This is a genomic window from Bacillus sp. B2-WWTP-C-10-Post-4 (assembly GCF_009183805.1).
GTDB lineage: Bacteria > Bacillota > Bacilli > Bacillales > Bacillaceae_G > Bacillus_A > Bacillus_A cereus.
In genome coordinates, this window is record NZ_WEII01000034.1 from 19,183 (window position 1) to 36,577 (window position 17,395).

Below are 17,395 nucleotides of genomic sequence, written 5' to 3' on the forward strand. Positions count from 1 at the left end.
TAAAATTTAATTCAAACTTTTTTCAAAATCAACTTGACTAAAGTAAGTAACTATCTTATTATTACTTACGTAAGGTAAGTTAATAACTTTTAGGAGGTTTTTAAAAATGATGGATTTCGGTCTACTTATTATTCGTCTTATTATAGGAATTACATTCATGGGTCATGGCGCTCAAAAATTATTTGGTTGGTTCGGCGGTTACGGTTTAAAAGGAACAGGTGGCTGGATGGAGTCAATCGGTTTACGTCCTGGTGTATTTATGGCATTTATGGCTGGCGCAACTGAATTACTAGGTGGTTTCTTATTTGCATCAGGTATTTTCATTGTAGTTGGTTCATTATTTATCGTTGGAACAATGTTAATGGCTATCTTCACTGTTCACGGAAAAAATGGTTACTGGGTAACACAAAACGGATATGAATATAACTTAATGTTAATCGCTGTCGCTGTTGGTGTAGCTTTAATCGGACCTGGCGCATACGTTTTACTTTAATTTTTATCTCAAATTTGAGATTCTTGAAAAAAGAACTTACTTCATTACAATTGAAGTAAGTTCTTTTTATGAAACAAAATATTATTTCCAGCAGGATTTTCTCATCGTTATCTTGTAAACAAACAATAAGTATTCATATTTAGAAAGGGGATTACAAGCATGTTATCCATTAATCCAAATGAACAAACTGAAAAAGATAATTACAAATTACTTACTGGAAGTATCATCCCTCGTCCTGTCGCATTCGTTACTTCTGTAACAAAAGAAGGCGTACTAAACGGAGCACCATATAGTTATTTCAATATTGTCGCTGCTAATCCACCACTTATCTCAGTATCTGTACAACGAAAAGCCGGAGAAAGAAAGGACACTTCCCGAAACGCAATTGAAAAAGGAGAATTTGTCGTACATATTTCTGACGAATCATATGTAGCAGCAATTAACGAAACAGCAGCTAATCTCCCGCCAAATGAAAGTGAAATTGAACTAGCAAAACTAACACCAATCGAAAGTGAAGTCATCTCTGTTCCAGGTGTAAAAGAAGCAAATATTCGAATGGAATGCGTATTAGAACGTGCAATTCCACTTGGCGGAACGGAAGACTCACCAGCTTGTGATCTACTAATTGGACGCGTCGTTCGTTTCCACGTTGCCGAACATCTATATGAAAAAGGGCGCATTCACGCCGAAGGACTCAAACCAATAAGCCGCCTAGCAGGACACAACTATGCAAAATTAGGAGAACAATTTGAATTGGTTAGGCCAATCTAAAAGCGGAAGCGGCTCGTTCAGAATCGCAGGACACTTCAAGCTCTCGACCTTGAAGCGCTTTTTGCTTCATGCGAAGAGCTTGCCGCTGGAGCTGGATATATTTAAAAGCAAGGCGGCTAGATTCCTCCCATCACTCAAATATAAAATCCCCTGCTTTTTAGCAGGGGATTTTCTCATTGTAATTCTTCCTTCTTTTCCTCTAAAGTAGGCATTTTCTCTTTTTTCGGCTTCCCTAGCTTAATTACGAAGAAGTATAGGGAAAGCAATGTAATAAGAAAAACAATTAAAAACGGGTACGGAGAGTAAAAGGCACGCGCCGCCTCAGTCTTTCCCGCAACAAATTTCAATGACTCAATATCTAAAAACTCAGCAAACATTTGTACACCGAGCATACTAAACCAAAAAACAAAAAAACTAATAATAATACCAAAAACTTGCTTCAATCTCGTCATTCATCTCATCCTTTCTATATCTGTAATTTTTAGCGCAATAAATATAGTACAAACAAAATATTCACAGAAAGGAACTATCTCACCATTCACGAATTAACTTAATCCAACCTAACATCGAAATTTGCAAAATAATACCCCAAATTATAAGTCTTCTTAGCCATCGAGGATAGAAGGTCAAAAATTTAACATACCATTCCAATAGCTTGTTCATAATTCCCTCCTACATAAAATTATATAGGAAAAAGGATATATAATCCAAACCCAACCAAAATGATACCACCTACTATCTCACCATATGTACCGAGCATATCTTTCGCATGTCTCCCAATTAATAAACCCATCCACGCTAATAACATGCTAACAAATCCAAAAAGTAAAATCGTAATAATTGTTTGTGCCCCATAAATACCAAGACTAAGTCCTACTGAGAAACTATCTATACTGACGCCAAATGCAAATACGAATAAACTAATTCCAATAGGGGCTGTTCTAGTCTCTTCATTTTGTAAAATGCTCGAATATACGATATAAAACCCTAGTCCGATTAATAAAATAGCACCCGCAAAATGTGCGATATCTCCATACTTCTCTGATAAAAAACGACCTAGTACCATTCCTATAAACGGCATAATAATATGAAATATCCCTATCGTCATACCAATATACAGGATTTGTCTTAACTTTAGGGGTATCATCCCCATACCAAGACTCACCGAGAACGCATCCATCCCTAAGGCGAATGCCATAATTATTAAAGGTATTAGCTGTTCAAACGTCATTCATGCCCCTCCTTGGACGTGCTACTTCACAATATGCTTATCCAAGGAGAAATATTCTGTTTGCTAATCTTACCTTATCATTCAATAATAATATGATGTCCTGCCGCTTTTGTTAAACGATTCATAATTGCATTCCCTATTCCTTCATTAGGGAATGACTCACTAAAAATAACATCCACTTCACTTGCATCAAATGTTCTAAGTACATCATATAATTTAGTCGCAACACTAGCTAAGTCACTTCTAACACCACAAGATAATATAACATCTGCACTATATACATGCTGATACTCTTCTGTCGTTAATACGCCTACTTTAAATCCTTCTTCCTTTTTCTCATCCACAAGATGCTGAATAAACTCACGTGAACCCTCAACAATACTAAGTGGTGCTTTCGGCGCATAATGTGTGTATTTCATTCCAGGCGATTTCGGTTTTTCCTTCTCATCCTTTAAAGCTGGATCTAAAGAAACAGTACCTATCACCGCTTCTAATTGTTCTTTCGTAATCCCACCTGGACGTAATATTGTTGGAACCGCGCTTGTACAATCAATTACAGTTGATTCAACGCCTACTCCAGTTGCACCACCATCAACAATACCTGCAATCTTCCCATTCAAATCTTCATATACGTGAGAAGCTAATGTTGGACTTGGACGCCCTGAACGATTCGCACTTGGTGCTGCAACAGGTACATTCGCCTCTTCAATAAGAGCAAGTGCAATTGGATGATCAGGCATTCTTACTCCAACCGTATTAAGTCCTGCCGTCACCTTCTCTGAAATCCCTTCTTTTCTCGGCAAAATAATTGTTAATGGTCCTGGCCAAAAATGCGCCATTAACTTCTCTGCAACTGGTGGAATTTCTTTCACAATCCCATCTAACTGAGATTTTGTACCTATATGGACAATGAGTGGATTATCACTCGGTCTTCCTTTCGCTTCGAAAATTTTCGCGATTGCTTCATCATCCATCGCATTTGCACCTAACCCATATACTGTTTCCGTAGGGAAAGCCACCGCCTCATTTTCTCTTAATAATTTTGCTGCTTCTTGTAACTGTGGATAATATTTTTTTCTTTCCACAACATTATCCACAACCCACATGTTTGTATGCATTTTTTTCCACGTCCTTTTCTACCCTTAAATACTTGTATATTTTTAGTTTACTATGAGATTTATCCAAAAGACAAACAAGGTTTATCCACAAAATGTGGATAAACCTAATTAATCCGTGGATAACTTTGTGAATAGCTGACAATTTAGTATTATTGCATTCTGCTCTTTTATATTTTTACAAAAATGTTCTAGTTGTTGAATTCCCTCTGGAACCTCATCCTTTTCTATAGTAAAAAAGTCAAAAAACTGAAAGATCGGTACAGATTGTGGATGATTTGTTAGTAAGTACAATTGTTGAACACTTTTTTCTTTCATATACTGCAAAAACATTTCAAAAAAATATAAGAAAGTCTGTTTATCCACATGAGGTGTGAATAAACAAGAACGAATAAGCACATCTTCCCCACTTTGTTCATAACCAATTACAGCTCGTATTTCTTCCGCCTCTTCCAAAATCATAAATTGTGCGTACAACTCATTTATTTTATCATCTTTTTTATTAGCTTGTCCGAAAAAAGAATGTAATCTTTCCACATCTGCTTTCGTAGCAAAATACACTTTCTTCATAATAAATCCCTCCTCATTTTTATATATGAAGAGGGATTTATTAATAGTACTATTTAGAGAATAAAGATGTAAAAGCTTCTACAATAAACAATTTAACTTCTGGCTTTTCTTCTTCCTCTTCTACTTTTACATACTCATTTTGCTTTTCTTGTTTTTTCTCCACAGGTTTCTCCACTTTTTCCACAGTTTTCATTTCTTCTTTACTTACAGGCTGCTCTTCGACTTTTGTTTCATTTTTTACTACTTTCTTTTCAGAAGCTGTTACTTTTTTTACTACTTCCTGCTTTACAGCTTTCGTTTCTTTTACCTTATCTACTTTCTTCTCTTCTTTATCTATTACTTCCTCATCTAGTTGTTTCACCTGCTCCTCTTCAGGAGATTCCGCCTTCACAACGTGCTCTTCTTTTCTTACAGCTGTCCCGCTCGAAAAATCTAAGAAACACATTGGTGGAAATAATACACACCACCAGTTCGCCCCTTCACCTTCTCCAATTGTGATTAATACCGCTTCATATTCTCCTGCTGGATAAATAAAATTCCCGTATACCTTTGTAGGAAACTTTACATTCTTACTAAATTTAACTTGAAATGAATCTTTACTTCCTTCTCTTTTTAACGTATTTTCCACCGTTTTCTCGATTTCTGGAATATGACTTTGAATTACTTTGCGTGCCTCTTCAAATGAAGTTAAATCCGCTACCCACCCATCAATTTGTGCTTTTACTTCATCACGCACTTTACGTTTCAATGCCTGGTCTTTATCTGAATCACTATTTGCTAAAATTCGTAATCGAACGGCCTCTTTCGGAATAACTGAAGGCCCTTTCGCATCAGCTTTCATATATCCAAACTGCACAAGTAACTGTGCACCAATTAATAGTATAAGAAGATAAGCAATAACTTGTTTTTTCATTTCCTCCACCGTCCCTTCTACAAACAGTGTGGACAGACTTTCATCTTTCTAAACTATTAAATTCAAAATCTATATGAATTTTTCCACAAAAAAATAGAGTAAGGTGTGAACCTTACTCCATCTCTGCAAATACCATACGATCTTTTCCGTTAATATCGAAAACAACCTCAACATGAGCATGTGGAAAAGCTTGTTGTAACAATCTTTTTACATCCTCACCTTGTCCTACTCCAATTTCAAACGCCACAATCGCTTTCTTCTGCAACACATTCGGCAATTCTTCCATAAAACGGCGATAGAAATCTAATCCGTCTTCACCACCAACAAGTGCTCTCTTCGGCTCATGCTCTTTCACAACAGGAGAAAGACCACGCCAATCCTCTTCCGGTATATATGGAGGATTTGAAACAACAACATCTAGCTTTTGACCCGTTTTATGAAATGGTGACAATAAATCACCGTGATAGAACGTTACTTCTGCACCTAAAGCTTTTGCATTTTCTTTTGCAACTTCAATCGACTCTTGTGCAATATCTACTGTATAAACATGAAGATTTTCATTTTCTAAAGCAAGCGTAATAGAAATCGCTCCACTACCTGTACCTATATCTGCTACATGTAGTTTCTCATCACCAAAATGGCGCTCGATTCTTTCTAATACTCCCACTATAAGCTCTTCTGTTTCCGGTCTTGGTATTAATACTTCTTCATTCACAAAGAAAGACCGTCCATAAAACATTTCATAACCAATCATATATTGAATAGGAATACCTTCTACATGCTTGTGGATAAACTCCGTAAAGCTTTTCTCTTGATCCTCAGTTATTTCTTCACGCATATTCATAAGTAATCCTGTTCTGTTCACCTTTAATACATGACAAAGGACAATTTCTCCCGCATTTTCATCTCGTCCATTTTCCTGTAAAAAAGAAGAAGCCCATTTCAGGGCTTCATAGACACGCATTACTCAGCTGCCTCCATCTTTTGAGCCTGATCTTCCATCACTAAGGCATTGATGAAATCATCTAACTTACCTTGTAAGATTTGATCTAGCTTTTGAATCGTTAAACCGATTCGATGGTCTGTAACACGGTTTTGCGGGAAGTTATACGTACGAATACGCTCTGAACGATCTCCCGTACCAACAGCTTGTTTACGGTTTTGATCATACTCAGCTTGCGCTTCTTGTCTAAACTTATCATAAACACGTGCGCGTAATACTTTCATCGCTTTTTCTTTATTCTTGATCTGTGATTTCTCATCCTGACAAGATACAACTACACCAGTCGGTAAATGCGTTAAACGCACCGCTGACATCGTTGTATTAACGCTCTGTCCACCAGGTCCACTAGAAGCGAATGTATCAACACGAACATCTTTCTCATGAATATCAATTTCTACTTCTTCTGCCTCTGGTAATACAGCTACAGTTGCTGTAGATGTATGAATACGTCCACCAGATTCCGTTTCAGGAACACGTTGGACACGGTGAGCACCATTCTCGAATTTCAGCTTCGCGAAAGCACCTTTACCATTAATCATAAAGATAATCTCTTTATATCCACCTAACTCTGTATAGCTAGCCTCAATAATCTCCGTTTTCCAGCCCTGTACCTCAGCGTAACGGCTATACATACGGTATAAGTCACCAGCAAATAAAGCTGCCTCGTCTCCACCAGCAGCTCCACGAACCTCAACGATAACGTTCTTATCATCATTAGGGTCTTTTGGAACAAGTAAAATTTTCAGACGCTCTGATAATGTTTTATCTTGTGATTCTAACTCAGAAACTTCTTCTTTTACCATTTCACGCATTTCTGCGTCTAACTTATCTTCTAACATTGCTTTCGCATCTTTTAATTGCTCACGAACATCCTTATACTCACGATACACCTCTACCGTTTCCTGTATATCAGACTGTTCCTTTGAATATTCACGAAGCTTATTTGAATCACTAATAATCGCTGGATCACTTAACAATTCATTTAACTTCTCATAACGATTTTCTACAGCTTGCAAACGATCTAACACATCATTCACCTCTACATCCTAGTATCTAATACAAATAGTATATGGTACTTACTCAAAAAAACGCAAATTATATTTAAAAGCGCAAGCGGCTCGCTCAGAATCGCAGGCCATTGGAGCTCTCGACCTTGAAGCGCTTTTTGCTTCGAGCGAGAGAGCGAAATGGCCGGAGATTCTAGCCGCTGGAGCTAGATAATATATTTAAAAGTGGCGGTGGCTCTTTCAGCTCTGACCAGCTAAGGTTCTTTCGACCTAAAGGTGCTTTTTACCTTTTGGGCGGAAGGTTCTTAGATGCGAAGAGCTAGCCACCAGAACTAGATATATTTAAAAGCGTAAGCGGCTCACACCGCTCATTCTCTCTATTTTGAAAAAAACCCGCCTTGCGCAGCGAGTTTTACTTATCTTTGTTTGCAGGTACTGCATGACAATGACGACAACGCGGTTCATACGATTCTGAAGCTCCAACTAAAATAATTGGATCATCAAATGCCGCTGGTTCTCCATCAATTAATCGTTGTGTACGACTTGCTGGAGATCCACATACAGAACATACTGCTTGTAGTTTTGTTACATGTTCAGCAATCGCCATCAGCTGAGGAACTTGTCCAAATGGTAGACCACGGAAATCTTGGTCTAAACCAGCTACAATGACACGATAGCCACGATTTGCCAATACTTGCACCACTTCCACAATGTCCCCATCAAAAAATTGCACCTCATCGATTGCAATAACATCCAGCTCTTCTGTAATATGTTCAAATATATCCTTTGAAGCTGAAACAGGAACTGCTTTTACCTTTAATCCATTATGTGATACTACATCTTCTTCACTATATCGATTATCAATACATGGTTTAAATACAATTGCATGTTGTTTTGCAAATTGCGTACGGCGCACACGGCGGATTAGCTCTTCTGACTTGCCAGAAAACATACTACCGCAAATCACTTCAATCCAGCCATTTTGATTTATTAAGTACATGAAGCTCTCCTTTCATCTACTTTTCAGTTAAAAGTAGGGTAAAGGTATAATATTTTCGCAAAAAAAACAGACAAGCGAATACATACACTTGCCTGTTTTATGTTTTTATTACTTAAGACCGTATTTCTTATTGAAGCGGTCAACGCGTCCGTCTGCAGTAGCAAACTTCTGACGTCCAGTGTAGAATGGGTGAGAATCAGAACTGATCTCAACTTTTAGTAATGGATAAGTGTTACCATCTTCCCACTCAACAGTTTCGTTAGATCCTTTAGTAGATCCGCTTAAGAATTTGAAGCCTGTGTTTGTGTCCATGAATACAACTTTCTTGTAATCTGGGTGAATTCCTGCTTTCATTCTTTTCATCTCCTTCCGCCCTGAATCATTTTCGAAACAGAGTTTTTCATCTTCAGCTGCATACACAACTATATTGATGAAACACATATGATGAAATTATAACAAGGCTAACTTCATTTTGCAACTACCTGTTTTTGTCTTTTTAATTTTAAAAGCGCAAGCGGCTCGTTCAGAATGGGAGGGGGATGGAGCTTCTGACGTAGAGGCGCTTTTTGCCTCGTAGGGAGGGGGATGAAGCTTCTGACGTAGAGGCGCTTTTTGCCTCGTAGGAAGACGCGAAGCCACCGACCATTCTAGCCGCTGAAGCTGGATATTATCTTAAAGTGGAGACGGCTCGTTTAGCTCTGACTGGCTAAGTTTCTCTCACTTCTCTCTCTCTTTAATATCACCTAAACAGCATAAAAAACTCGCTTACTATAAAATAAGCGAGTCCTGATTTTTTCCCTTTACTTAGTTGTTACATACCTTTTTGAGTCTGCAACAATGTTTTGTAAAAATTCTTCATTTGTCTTCGTTTGACGAAGCTTACGTAAGAAACTTTCAACGAAGTCTGGTGTATCACGCATTGTTTTACGAATGCCCCATAACTTGTCTAAATGTTCTTTTGGAATTAATAGATCTTCTTTACGTGTACCAGAGCGACGAATATCGATCGCCGGGAAGATACGACGTTCAGCTAATGAACGATCTAAGTGAAGTTCCATATTTCCAGTTCCTTTAAATTCCTCGTAAATAACATCGTCCATACGGGATCCTGTATCAACAAGGGCTGTTGCTAAAATTGTTAAGCTACCGCCTTCTTCAATATTACGCGCAGCTCCAAAGAAACGCTTCGGTCTATGGAAGGCAGCTGGATCGATACCACCTGATAATGTTCTACCACTTGGTGGAATAACGAGGTTGTAAGCTCGAGCTAAACGGGTAATACTATCCATTAAAATGATAACATCTTTCTTGTGCTCTACAAGACGCATCGCACGTTCTAACACAAGCTCAGCTACTTTAATATGATTTTCTGGTACTTCATCAAAAGTAGAACTTACAACATCTCCTTTAACAGAACGTTCAATGTCTGTTACTTCCTCTGGACGCTCATCAATTAAAAGTACAATTAATTCTGCTTCCGGATGATTTGTTGTAACACTATGCGCAATTTCTTTTAATAGACTTGTTTTACCAGCCTTTGGAGGCGCAACAATTAAACCACGTTGTCCAAATCCAACTGGTGCGATTAAATCCATGATGCGTGTCGGTAACTTTTTAGGTTCCGTTTCCAATTTCATTTGGCGATCTGGGTATAATGGTGTTAATGCAGGGAAATGCACACGCTCTTTTGCTGAATCTGGATCATCTCCGTTTACAGCTTCAACTTGTAATAACCCAAAATAGCGTTCATTTTCTTTCGGAGGTCGTACTTTACCAGAAACCTTATCTCCATTACGTAAATCGAAACGACGAATTTGCGAAGCTGAGATATAAATATCTTCTGAGCTTGGAGAATAGTTGATAGGACGTAGGAATCCAAATCCTTCTGATTGAATAATTTCTAATACGCCTTCCATGAAAAAGAAACCTTCTTTTTCTGCTCGAGCTTTCAAAATAGAAAAAATTAACTCTTTTTTCGTTAACTTGCTATAATACGAAATCTTAAATTCTTTCGCAAGCTCGTATAACTCTTTTAATTTCATGTTTTCTAATGCTGCAATTGACAAATTCATTCAGACACCACACTTTAACGTTATTCTCTTTTTTCATGGGTAAAGGGAAAAAATACGGAAGGCAAATAATTAATAATGAAAGGCAATAAGTTCAAGTAGGGTAATATTCACTATTGTAACCCTTTTATCTAGTTTTAATCAATACGTTGGAACACAAATACAAGAAGCGAAGACAAGAAAATTTGTCTTCGCTTCTTATTTAATTTAGTTCCAGCTCCGATAGTTAGAAAAGTCGACCATTTCACTCTCTCACTCGAAGCAAAGAGCGCTTCAAGGTCGAGAGCTCCAAATAGCCTGCGATTCTGAACGAGCCGCTTGCACTTTTTATTTAATCCAGCTCCGGTGTCTAGAAGGATCAGTCATTTCACCCCTTCCTGCGAGGCACAAAACGCCTCTTCGTCAGGAGTTCCAATGCCTTCCCCTTCTGAGCAAGCCACCTCCGCTTTTTACTTAATCCAGCTTCAGCAGCTAGAATGGTCGGTGGCTTCACTTCTTCCTACGAGGCAAAAAGCGCCTCTACGTCAGAAGCTCCATCCCCCTCCCATTCTGAACGAGCTGCTTACGCTTTTTATTTAATAACCAAGTTTGGTTTTTTATTCAAGCTATGACGTCCATCCACGAAGCGTACTGTGCCTGATTTTGCGCGCATAACAAGGGATTGCGTTGTTCCTACGCTACCTTTAAATTGAACACCGCGTAATAGTTCTCCATCTGTTACGCCTGTTGCTGCAAAGATTGCATCGTCACCTTTTACTAAGTCCTCCATACGAAGGATACGATTAATGTCTTCTATACCCATTTTTTTACAACGCGCTAATTCAGCTTCGTTTTGTGGCAATAGTTTTCCGTGAATTTCTCCACCTAAACATTTTAAAGCAACTGCTGCTAATACACCTTCAGGTGCTCCACCAGATCCAAATAAAATATCTACACCTGTACGATCAAACGCTGTATTAATCGCTCCAGCTACATCTCCATCATTAATCAATTTAATGCGAGCACCAGCTTTACGAATTTCTTCGATAATTTCTTGATGACGTGGACGATTTAAAACTGTCGCTACAACATCTTCAATATCTTTATTTTTCGCTTTCGCAACTGCACGTAAGTTATCAATAATAGGCGCATCAATGTCGACCGCCCCAACTGCTTCTGGGCCAACCGCGATTTTATCCATGTACATGTCAGGGGCATGTAACAAATTACCGTGGTCTGCAATTGCAATAACAGCAAGAGCATTCCAGCCACCAGCTGCTACGATGTTTGTCCCTTCTAAAGGATCAACCGCAACGTCTACACGTGGTCCATATCCTGTACCTAATTTCTCTCCGATATATAGCATTGGTGCTTCATCCATCTCACCTTCACCAATTACAACTGTACCTTTCATCGGAATTGTATCAAATACATCACGCATAGCTGATGTTGCTGCACCGTCTGCCTCATCCTTTTTCCCGCGCCCCATCCAACGCGCTGATGATAAAGCTGCAGCCTCTGTTACACGTACTAACTCCATAGATAAACTTCTCTCCACGATAATCCCTCTCCTTTAAGTCTTTATATTTCTGCCGTATTTTGTGAACCGTGTTTTTCTATAAAGTGTACTTCCGCAAGTAGTGATGCTTCACTTCCCCCTTGCGGAAGTATCACTTATGCGTTCTTCATTTCTTCAATTTCTTGCTTTGTCATTTGTTCTCGCCAAATGTTTGCTCCAAGCCCTTTAAGCTTGTCCACTATATTCTCATAACCTCGATCAATATGCTCAAGTCCTGTTACTTCTGTAATTCCATCTGCCATTAAACCTGCAATAACAAGTGCCGCTCCCGCTCGTAAATCACTCGCCTTCACTTTTGCACCTTGCAGTAACACAGGACCAGTTACAATTGCCGAACGACCCTCTACTTTAATTTGAGCATTCATACGACGTAATTCATCAATGTGTTTGAAACGGGCACCGTAAATTGTATCTGTTACAACTCCCGTCCCGTGCGCCTTTGTTAAAAGCGTCGTAAACGGCTGTTGTAAATCCGTTGGAAAACCTGGATATACAAGTGTTTTGATATCAACTACTTTTAACTTTCTATTACCGTTCACCGTAATTTGATCATCGTTCGTTTCAACTTGAACACCAGCTTCTCTTAGCTTTGCAGTAACTGATTCTAAATGCTGAGGAATAACGTTATCAACCGTTACTTCTCCTCCTGATGCAGCTCCTAGAATCATATACGTACCAGCTTCAATACGATCTGGGATGATAGTATGGTGACAACCATGTAAAGAGTCCACACCATCTATTCGGATTACATCTGTACCAGCACCTTTAATACGTGCCCCCATGCTTGTTAACAATGTAGCTACATCAATAATCTCGGGCTCTTTCGCTGCATTTTCAATAACAGTTCTACCTTTTGCTCGTACAGCTGCTAGCATAATATTAATCGTAGCTCCTACACTAACAACATCTAAATAAATACGTGCCCCGCGTAGCTCATCTGCTCTTAAATAGATGGCACCTTGTTCATTCGTAACATGTGCACCTAGCGCTTCAAACCCTTTAATATGCTGATCAATCGGCCTCGGTCCTAAATGACATCCACCCGGAAGCCCAATAACAGCTTTTTTAAAACGGCCAAGCATTGCACCCATTAAATAATAAGAAGCGCGCAATTTTTTCACTTTTCCATTTGGCAAAGGCATTGCAACCATGTTAGAAGGATCGACTACCATCTCTTCCTCCTGTCCATAAGTTACTTTCCCTCCAATTTCCTCTAGTAAGTCTCCTAACATTTTTACGTCCGAAATATTAGGGACACCACCAATAGTTACTGGAGTATCTGCTAAAATTGTCGCTGGAATTAATGCAACGGCGCTGTTCTTTGCACCACTTACTCGAATTGTTCCATTTAAAGCTCTTCCGCCTTCAATTAGCAATTTTTCCATATTGAGCTCCCTTCTTGTGAATGTATTTACTTTCTATCTTTTTATAGAAAGCTCCCCTTAAGAATCTCAATTACTCTTTCCATCCCAAAACTCAATAAATAGGAAACCATTATCTTCATTTCTCCTATAGCACGAATAGATAAAGATCAACTATTCATCGAATTCACTTTATCAATTTAGATACGTTATCACATTTATTAATAGGACTATGCACATTATTTTCTATTTAAAAACAAAAATGATAAAATCTTTAGACTTGTTCACGCTTTCATTATACAACGAAAGGAAACCGTCTAAAAGACTAGACGGTTTCCAAAACGGAATTTTATTCTTACGCTTTACCGTTAGAACCGAATTCGCGAATTTTACCAATAACAGTTGCTTTGATAGCGTCGCGGCCAGGTCCGATAAATTTACGAGGATCGTAAACTTCTTGGTCTTTGTTTAATACTTCACGAACAGCTTTTGTAAACTCGATTTGGTTCTCAGTGTTTACGTTGATTTTTGAAGTACCTAAAGAGATAGCTTTTTCGATATCAGCAGTTGGGATACCAGTACCACCATGTAATACTAAAGGTACGCCAGTGAAGTCACGAACTTGTTCCATTTCAGCGAATCCTAAGTTAGGCTCACCTTTGTAAGGACCGTGTACAGAACCTAAAGCTGGAGCTAGGCAATCGATACCTGTTGCTTCAACAAGGTGCTTACACTCTGCTGGGTCAGCGTAAATTACGCCTTCAGCGATTACGTCGTCTTCTTGTCCGCCAACTGTTCCAAGCTCAGCTTCAACAGATACGTTACGAGCGTGTGCGTATTCTACTACTTGTTTAGTAGTTTCAACGTTTTCTTCGAATGGGTGGTGAGAAGCGTCGATCATTACAGATGTGAAACCTGCATCGATTGCTTCTTTACATTTTTCGAAGCTTGAACCATGATCAAGGTGAATCGCTACAGGAACAGTGATGTTCATTTCTTCGATTAAAGCTTTAACCATAGCTACAACTGTTTTGAAACCAGTCATATGACGAGCTGCACCCTCAGATACACCTAGGATTACAGGAGATTTTTCTTCTTCCGCAGCAGCTAAGATAGCTTGAGTCCACTCTAAGTTGTTCATGTTGAATTGACCAACTGCGTATTTTCCTTCTAGTGCTTTGTTTAGCATTTCTTTCATAGAAACTAAAGGCATGGTGAATCCTCCTAAAAAACGTTTTTTGTATCCGATAAGTTCTTATCGCTGGTAGTATGACCAGAATAAGGTAAAATATGTATATCTACATACCGGACTTTTTTCTACACTCAATAGGATAACAACTTGTACTCAAAAACTCAACCGTATTCACCTGCACAATAGTCCATGTAAACGCTTTTTTCCATATTTTTTATAAAAAATTCATTTTTACGCCTCTACAGCGAGCTCATTTCTCACAGCTTGACGAATTTCATCAATATCAAATGGTTTAGCAAAATGCATTAAAGCACCTAAATCTTTTGCTTCTTGGATCATATCAAGCTCTCCATAAGCAGTCATTAAAATTACTTTAATACTCTCATCAATTTCTTTTACATGCTTTAAAATCTCTATACCATCCATGCCTGGAATTTTCATATCTAACACTACTAAATCTGGATTATCTTTTTTCACGATATCTAAAGCTTGAAATCCATTTGCTGCTTGGAATGTCTGATAACCTTCTTTTTGGAACACTTCATGTAATAGCACACGAATCCCATATTGATCATCAACGATTAAAATTTTACCTTCCATAATTCCCAACCTTTCTGTGTAAGTACAAGATTTAAAGCTTCTTATATCTTAACGATTTATTTTCGCTATTCTTTGGCAAATTCCTTCCTATTCTTTCTTATTTTACCGTTTCCTATTTTGTTATGCTACCCTACGATTTCACCTTTCTAAAAAAATAAACTATAATGAAAGCCGGCAAACACGTACGAAGGGAGTAACATTATGTTAAAAATTTTTTCAACTCAATTAAGTGGTTATTTCTCCAGAGTTTCTCAAAAAGAAGAAATGAATATAGAAGATAGTGCTCGTTTACTTGCTCAAGCACTAGTTGGCGATGGTTTCATTTATTTACATGGTACAAATGAAATGGAAGGCGTTGTTGCCGAGGCACTATTCGGTGCTGAACCAATGAAGCAAGCAAAACGCTTATTTGAAAATGGTAAAGAAGCAGAAGTAACCTCTGCGGATCGTGTACTTCTTATTAGCCGTTTTTCAACAGATGAAGCGGTTGTAGAAATTGCAAAAAAACTACAAGAAGAGGGACACTCTATTGTCGGCATTTCTGCTCTTCAAGAAGGTACGGAATCACTCGAACGATATACAGACGTACATATTGATACAAAACTGTTAAAAGGTCTTATTCCAGACGATGAAGGTAATCGCTACGGATTCCCAAGTTTAATAGTAGCTTTATTTGCTTATCACGGAATCAAATTTACAATCGATGAAATGTTAAATGAATATTAAAAAAAGCGCCTTATTTCAGGCGCTTTTTTTATTACTTGCTCTCTTTATTCGTAATAGAAGCTCTTACGAAGTCATGGAACAATGGTTGTGGACGGTTTGGACGAGAAACAAGTTCTGGGTGGAACTGTGCTGCCACGAACCAAGGGTGGTCTTTTAATTCAATGATTTCAACTAGACGGCCGTCTGGGCTTGTACCAGAGAATACAAATCCTTCTTTTTCCATATCCGGACGGAACTGGTTGTTGAACTCATAACGATGACGATGACGCTCATATACAACCGGCTCATTATAAGCATTGTAAGCATTTGTTTCTTCAGCAAGCTTACATGGGTATAGACCAAGACGAAGTGTACCACCTAGGTCCTCTACATCTTTTTGTTCTGGTAATAAGTCGATGATTGCATATGGTGTGTCAGGGTTGATTTCAGAAGAGTTAGCACCTTCTAAACCTAATACATTACGTGCGAATTCGATTGATGCAAGTTGCATACCTAAGCAAATTCCTAAGAATGGAACTTTGTTTTCACGAGCATATTGAATCGCAACGATTTTACCTTCTACACCACGATCGCCGAAGCCACCTGGTACAAGGATACCATCTGTATCGCCCACTAATTCTTTTACGTTTTCTGCTGTTACATGCTCAGCATTTACCCATTTTACTTCTACATCTGTGTCGAATGAGTAACCAGCATGACGAAGTGCTTCTACAACAGAAATATAAGCATCTTGAAGTTCTACATATTTACCAACAAGAGCGATTTTTGTTTTCTTAGAAAGATTACGCACTTTGTTAACTAGCGCAGTCCACTCTGTCATATCTGCAGCTGGATTGTCTAATTTTAAGTGATCACAAACGATTTGGTCCATGTTTTGTTCTTGAAGAGATAATGGAACCGCATATAAAGTATCTGCATCGCGAGCTTCGATAACTGCTTTTGTATCGATGTCACAGAATAATGCAAGCTTGTCTTTCATATCTTGAGAAACAGGCATTTCTGTACGAACAACGATAATGTTTGGTTGAATACCTAAGCTACGAAGTTCTTTAACACTATGTTGTGTTGGTTTTGTCTTCATTTCACCCGCTGCTTTTAAGTACGGGATTAACGTACAGTGAATGTACATTACATTGTCTCGACCGATGTCGCTCTTAATTTGACGGATTGCTTCTAAGAATGGTAGAGACTCGATATCACCAACAGTTCCACCGATTTCTGTAATAACAACATCCGCATTTGTTTCACGACCAGAACGATATACGCGTTCTTTAATTTCGTTAGTAATATGAGGAATAACTTGAACTGTTCCTCCTAAATATTCACCGCGACGCTCTTTTTGAAGAACTGAAGAGTAAATTTTACCTGTTGTTACGTTGCTGTATTTGTTTAAGTTAATGTCGATGAAACGCTCATAGTGACCAAGGTCTAAGTCAGTTTCTGCGCCATCATCTGTTACGAATACCTCACCGTGTTGGTATGGGCTCATAGTCCCTGGGTCTACGTTAATGTATGGATCAAACTTTTGAATCGTTACGTTTAAACCACGATTTTTTAAAAGTCTTCCAAGAGATGCTGCTGTAATACCTTTTCCTAAAGACGATACTACACCGCCTGTTACAAAAATATACTTAGTCATGAAAAAGCTCCCTTCTATTTTGCTGTTATATAATCACCGTTGCAAAGCGCAACGTATGTAGATAACACTGTATCCATCTTATTGTTAGACTCTTTTTATTTTCTAAACAAAAAACAAAAAAGAAAATTGCTCCCCTCATCACAAAAA

Annotated in this window: 19 protein-coding genes; 3 read left to right on the forward strand and 16 right to left on the reverse strand. The window is 38.4% G+C overall.

Features of this window, described 5'->3' with window-relative positions; genetic code table 11:
- Positions 1 to 106: 106 nt before the first annotated feature.
- Entirely contained in the window at positions 107 to 493 is a 387-nt protein-coding gene (locus GBN78_RS15190) for a DoxX family protein (RefSeq protein ID WP_000968616.1), read from the forward strand.
- Between the two features lie 159 nt (positions 494 to 652).
- A complete protein-coding gene (locus tag GBN78_RS15195) occupies positions 653 to 1,264 on the forward strand; it encodes a flavin reductase family protein (RefSeq protein ID WP_000949054.1) in 612 nt (203 codons plus the stop codon).
- A gap of 173 nt (positions 1,265 to 1,437) precedes the next feature.
- Here the strand turns inward: GBN78_RS15195 and GBN78_RS15200 are convergent, their stop codons facing one another.
- The 15 genes from GBN78_RS15200 to spo0F form a co-directional block, all read right to left on the reverse strand.
- Positions 1,438 to 1,716 carry a DUF3935 domain-containing protein gene (locus tag GBN78_RS15200; protein ID WP_000197472.1) on the reverse strand — a complete coding sequence of 93 codons (279 nt, stop codon included), beginning with the start codon at positions 1,714 to 1,716 and terminating at the stop codon, positions 1,438 to 1,440.
- A 79-nt stretch (positions 1,717 to 1,795) separates the two neighbouring features.
- Positions 1,796 to 1,927, reverse strand: a complete 132-nt coding sequence (locus tag GBN78_RS30885; protein WP_001037636.1) for a hypothetical protein — start codon at positions 1,925 to 1,927, stop codon at positions 1,796 to 1,798.
- 19 nt (positions 1,928 to 1,946) lie between these two features.
- The gene (locus GBN78_RS15205) at positions 1,947 to 2,495 is read right to left on the reverse strand and encodes a manganese efflux pump MntP (protein WP_000142463.1); all 549 of its coding nucleotides are present in this window, start codon (positions 2,493 to 2,495) and stop codon (positions 1,947 to 1,949) included.
- Positions 2,496 to 2,572: 77 nt separating this feature from the next.
- The gene (locus GBN78_RS15210) at positions 2,573 to 3,613 is read right to left on the reverse strand and encodes an L-threonylcarbamoyladenylate synthase (RefSeq protein ID WP_000557351.1); all 1,041 of its coding nucleotides are present in this window, start codon (positions 3,611 to 3,613) and stop codon (positions 2,573 to 2,575) included.
- 108 nt (positions 3,614 to 3,721) lie between these two features.
- Positions 3,722 to 4,180, reverse strand: a complete 459-nt coding sequence (locus GBN78_RS15215; protein ID WP_000758437.1) for a GNAT family N-acetyltransferase — start codon at positions 4,178 to 4,180, stop codon at positions 3,722 to 3,724.
- A 49-nt stretch (positions 4,181 to 4,229) separates the two neighbouring features.
- Positions 4,230 to 5,093: a stage II sporulation protein R gene (spoIIR, locus tag GBN78_RS15220; protein WP_002097913.1), complete on the reverse strand. Its 864-nt coding sequence runs from the start codon at positions 5,091 to 5,093 to the stop codon at positions 4,230 to 4,232.
- 112 nt (positions 5,094 to 5,205) lie between these two features.
- Positions 5,206 to 6,057: a peptide chain release factor N(5)-glutamine methyltransferase gene (gene prmC, locus GBN78_RS15225; protein ID WP_001267055.1), complete on the reverse strand. Its 852-nt coding sequence runs from the start codon at positions 6,055 to 6,057 to the stop codon at positions 5,206 to 5,208.
- Positions 6,057 to 7,124 (reverse strand): peptide chain release factor 1, encoded by a 1,068-nt coding sequence (prfA, locus tag GBN78_RS15230; RefSeq protein WP_000887064.1) that lies wholly within the window; start codon positions 7,122 to 7,124, stop codon positions 6,057 to 6,059. The genes prmC and prfA overlap by 1 nt, the downstream gene beginning before the upstream one ends.
- Positions 7,125 to 7,515: 391 nt before the next feature.
- Positions 7,516 to 8,103: a thymidine kinase gene (locus tag GBN78_RS15235; RefSeq protein ID WP_000280859.1), complete on the reverse strand. Its 588-nt coding sequence runs from the start codon at positions 8,101 to 8,103 to the stop codon at positions 7,516 to 7,518.
- Between the two features lie 108 nt (positions 8,104 to 8,211).
- Positions 8,212 to 8,457 carry a type B 50S ribosomal protein L31 gene (locus tag GBN78_RS15240; protein WP_000643433.1) on the reverse strand — a complete coding sequence of 82 codons (246 nt, stop codon included), beginning with the start codon at positions 8,455 to 8,457 and terminating at the stop codon, positions 8,212 to 8,214.
- A 446-nt stretch (positions 8,458 to 8,903) separates the two neighbouring features.
- Positions 8,904 to 10,175 (reverse strand): transcription termination factor Rho, encoded by a 1,272-nt coding sequence (rho, locus tag GBN78_RS15250; RefSeq protein ID WP_001053903.1) that lies wholly within the window; start codon positions 10,173 to 10,175, stop codon positions 8,904 to 8,906.
- Positions 10,176 to 10,743: 568 nt separating this feature from the next.
- Positions 10,744 to 11,709, reverse strand: a complete 966-nt coding sequence (gene glpX / locus GBN78_RS15255) for a class II fructose-bisphosphatase (protein WP_000442340.1) — start codon at positions 11,707 to 11,709, stop codon at positions 10,744 to 10,746.
- A gap of 116 nt (positions 11,710 to 11,825) precedes the next feature.
- The gene (murA, locus tag GBN78_RS15260) at positions 11,826 to 13,115 is read right to left on the reverse strand and encodes a UDP-N-acetylglucosamine 1-carboxyvinyltransferase (protein ID WP_000413254.1); all 1,290 of its coding nucleotides are present in this window, start codon (positions 13,113 to 13,115) and stop codon (positions 11,826 to 11,828) included.
- A gap of 331 nt (positions 13,116 to 13,446) precedes the next feature.
- Positions 13,447 to 14,304: a class II fructose-bisphosphate aldolase gene (locus GBN78_RS15265; RefSeq protein WP_001131855.1), complete on the reverse strand. Its 858-nt coding sequence runs from the start codon at positions 14,302 to 14,304 to the stop codon at positions 13,447 to 13,449.
- A gap of 210 nt (positions 14,305 to 14,514) precedes the next feature.
- The gene (gene spo0F, locus GBN78_RS15270; RefSeq protein WP_000398594.1) at positions 14,515 to 14,883 is read right to left on the reverse strand and encodes a sporulation initiation phosphotransferase Spo0F; all 369 of its coding nucleotides are present in this window, start codon (positions 14,881 to 14,883) and stop codon (positions 14,515 to 14,517) included.
- A 201-nt stretch (positions 14,884 to 15,084) separates the two neighbouring features.
- On the opposite strand from spo0F, the gene GBN78_RS15275 reads away from it, so the two are divergent.
- Positions 15,085 to 15,609: a DUF2529 domain-containing protein gene (locus GBN78_RS15275; protein ID WP_000912402.1), complete on the forward strand. Its 525-nt coding sequence runs from the start codon at positions 15,085 to 15,087 to the stop codon at positions 15,607 to 15,609.
- A gap of 31 nt (positions 15,610 to 15,640) precedes the next feature.
- Here the strand turns inward: GBN78_RS15275 and pyrG are convergent, their stop codons facing one another.
- Positions 15,641 to 17,248, reverse strand: a complete 1,608-nt coding sequence (gene pyrG / locus GBN78_RS15280) for a CTP synthase (protein WP_000170460.1) — start codon at positions 17,246 to 17,248, stop codon at positions 15,641 to 15,643.
- Positions 17,249 to 17,395 lie beyond the last annotated feature (147 nt).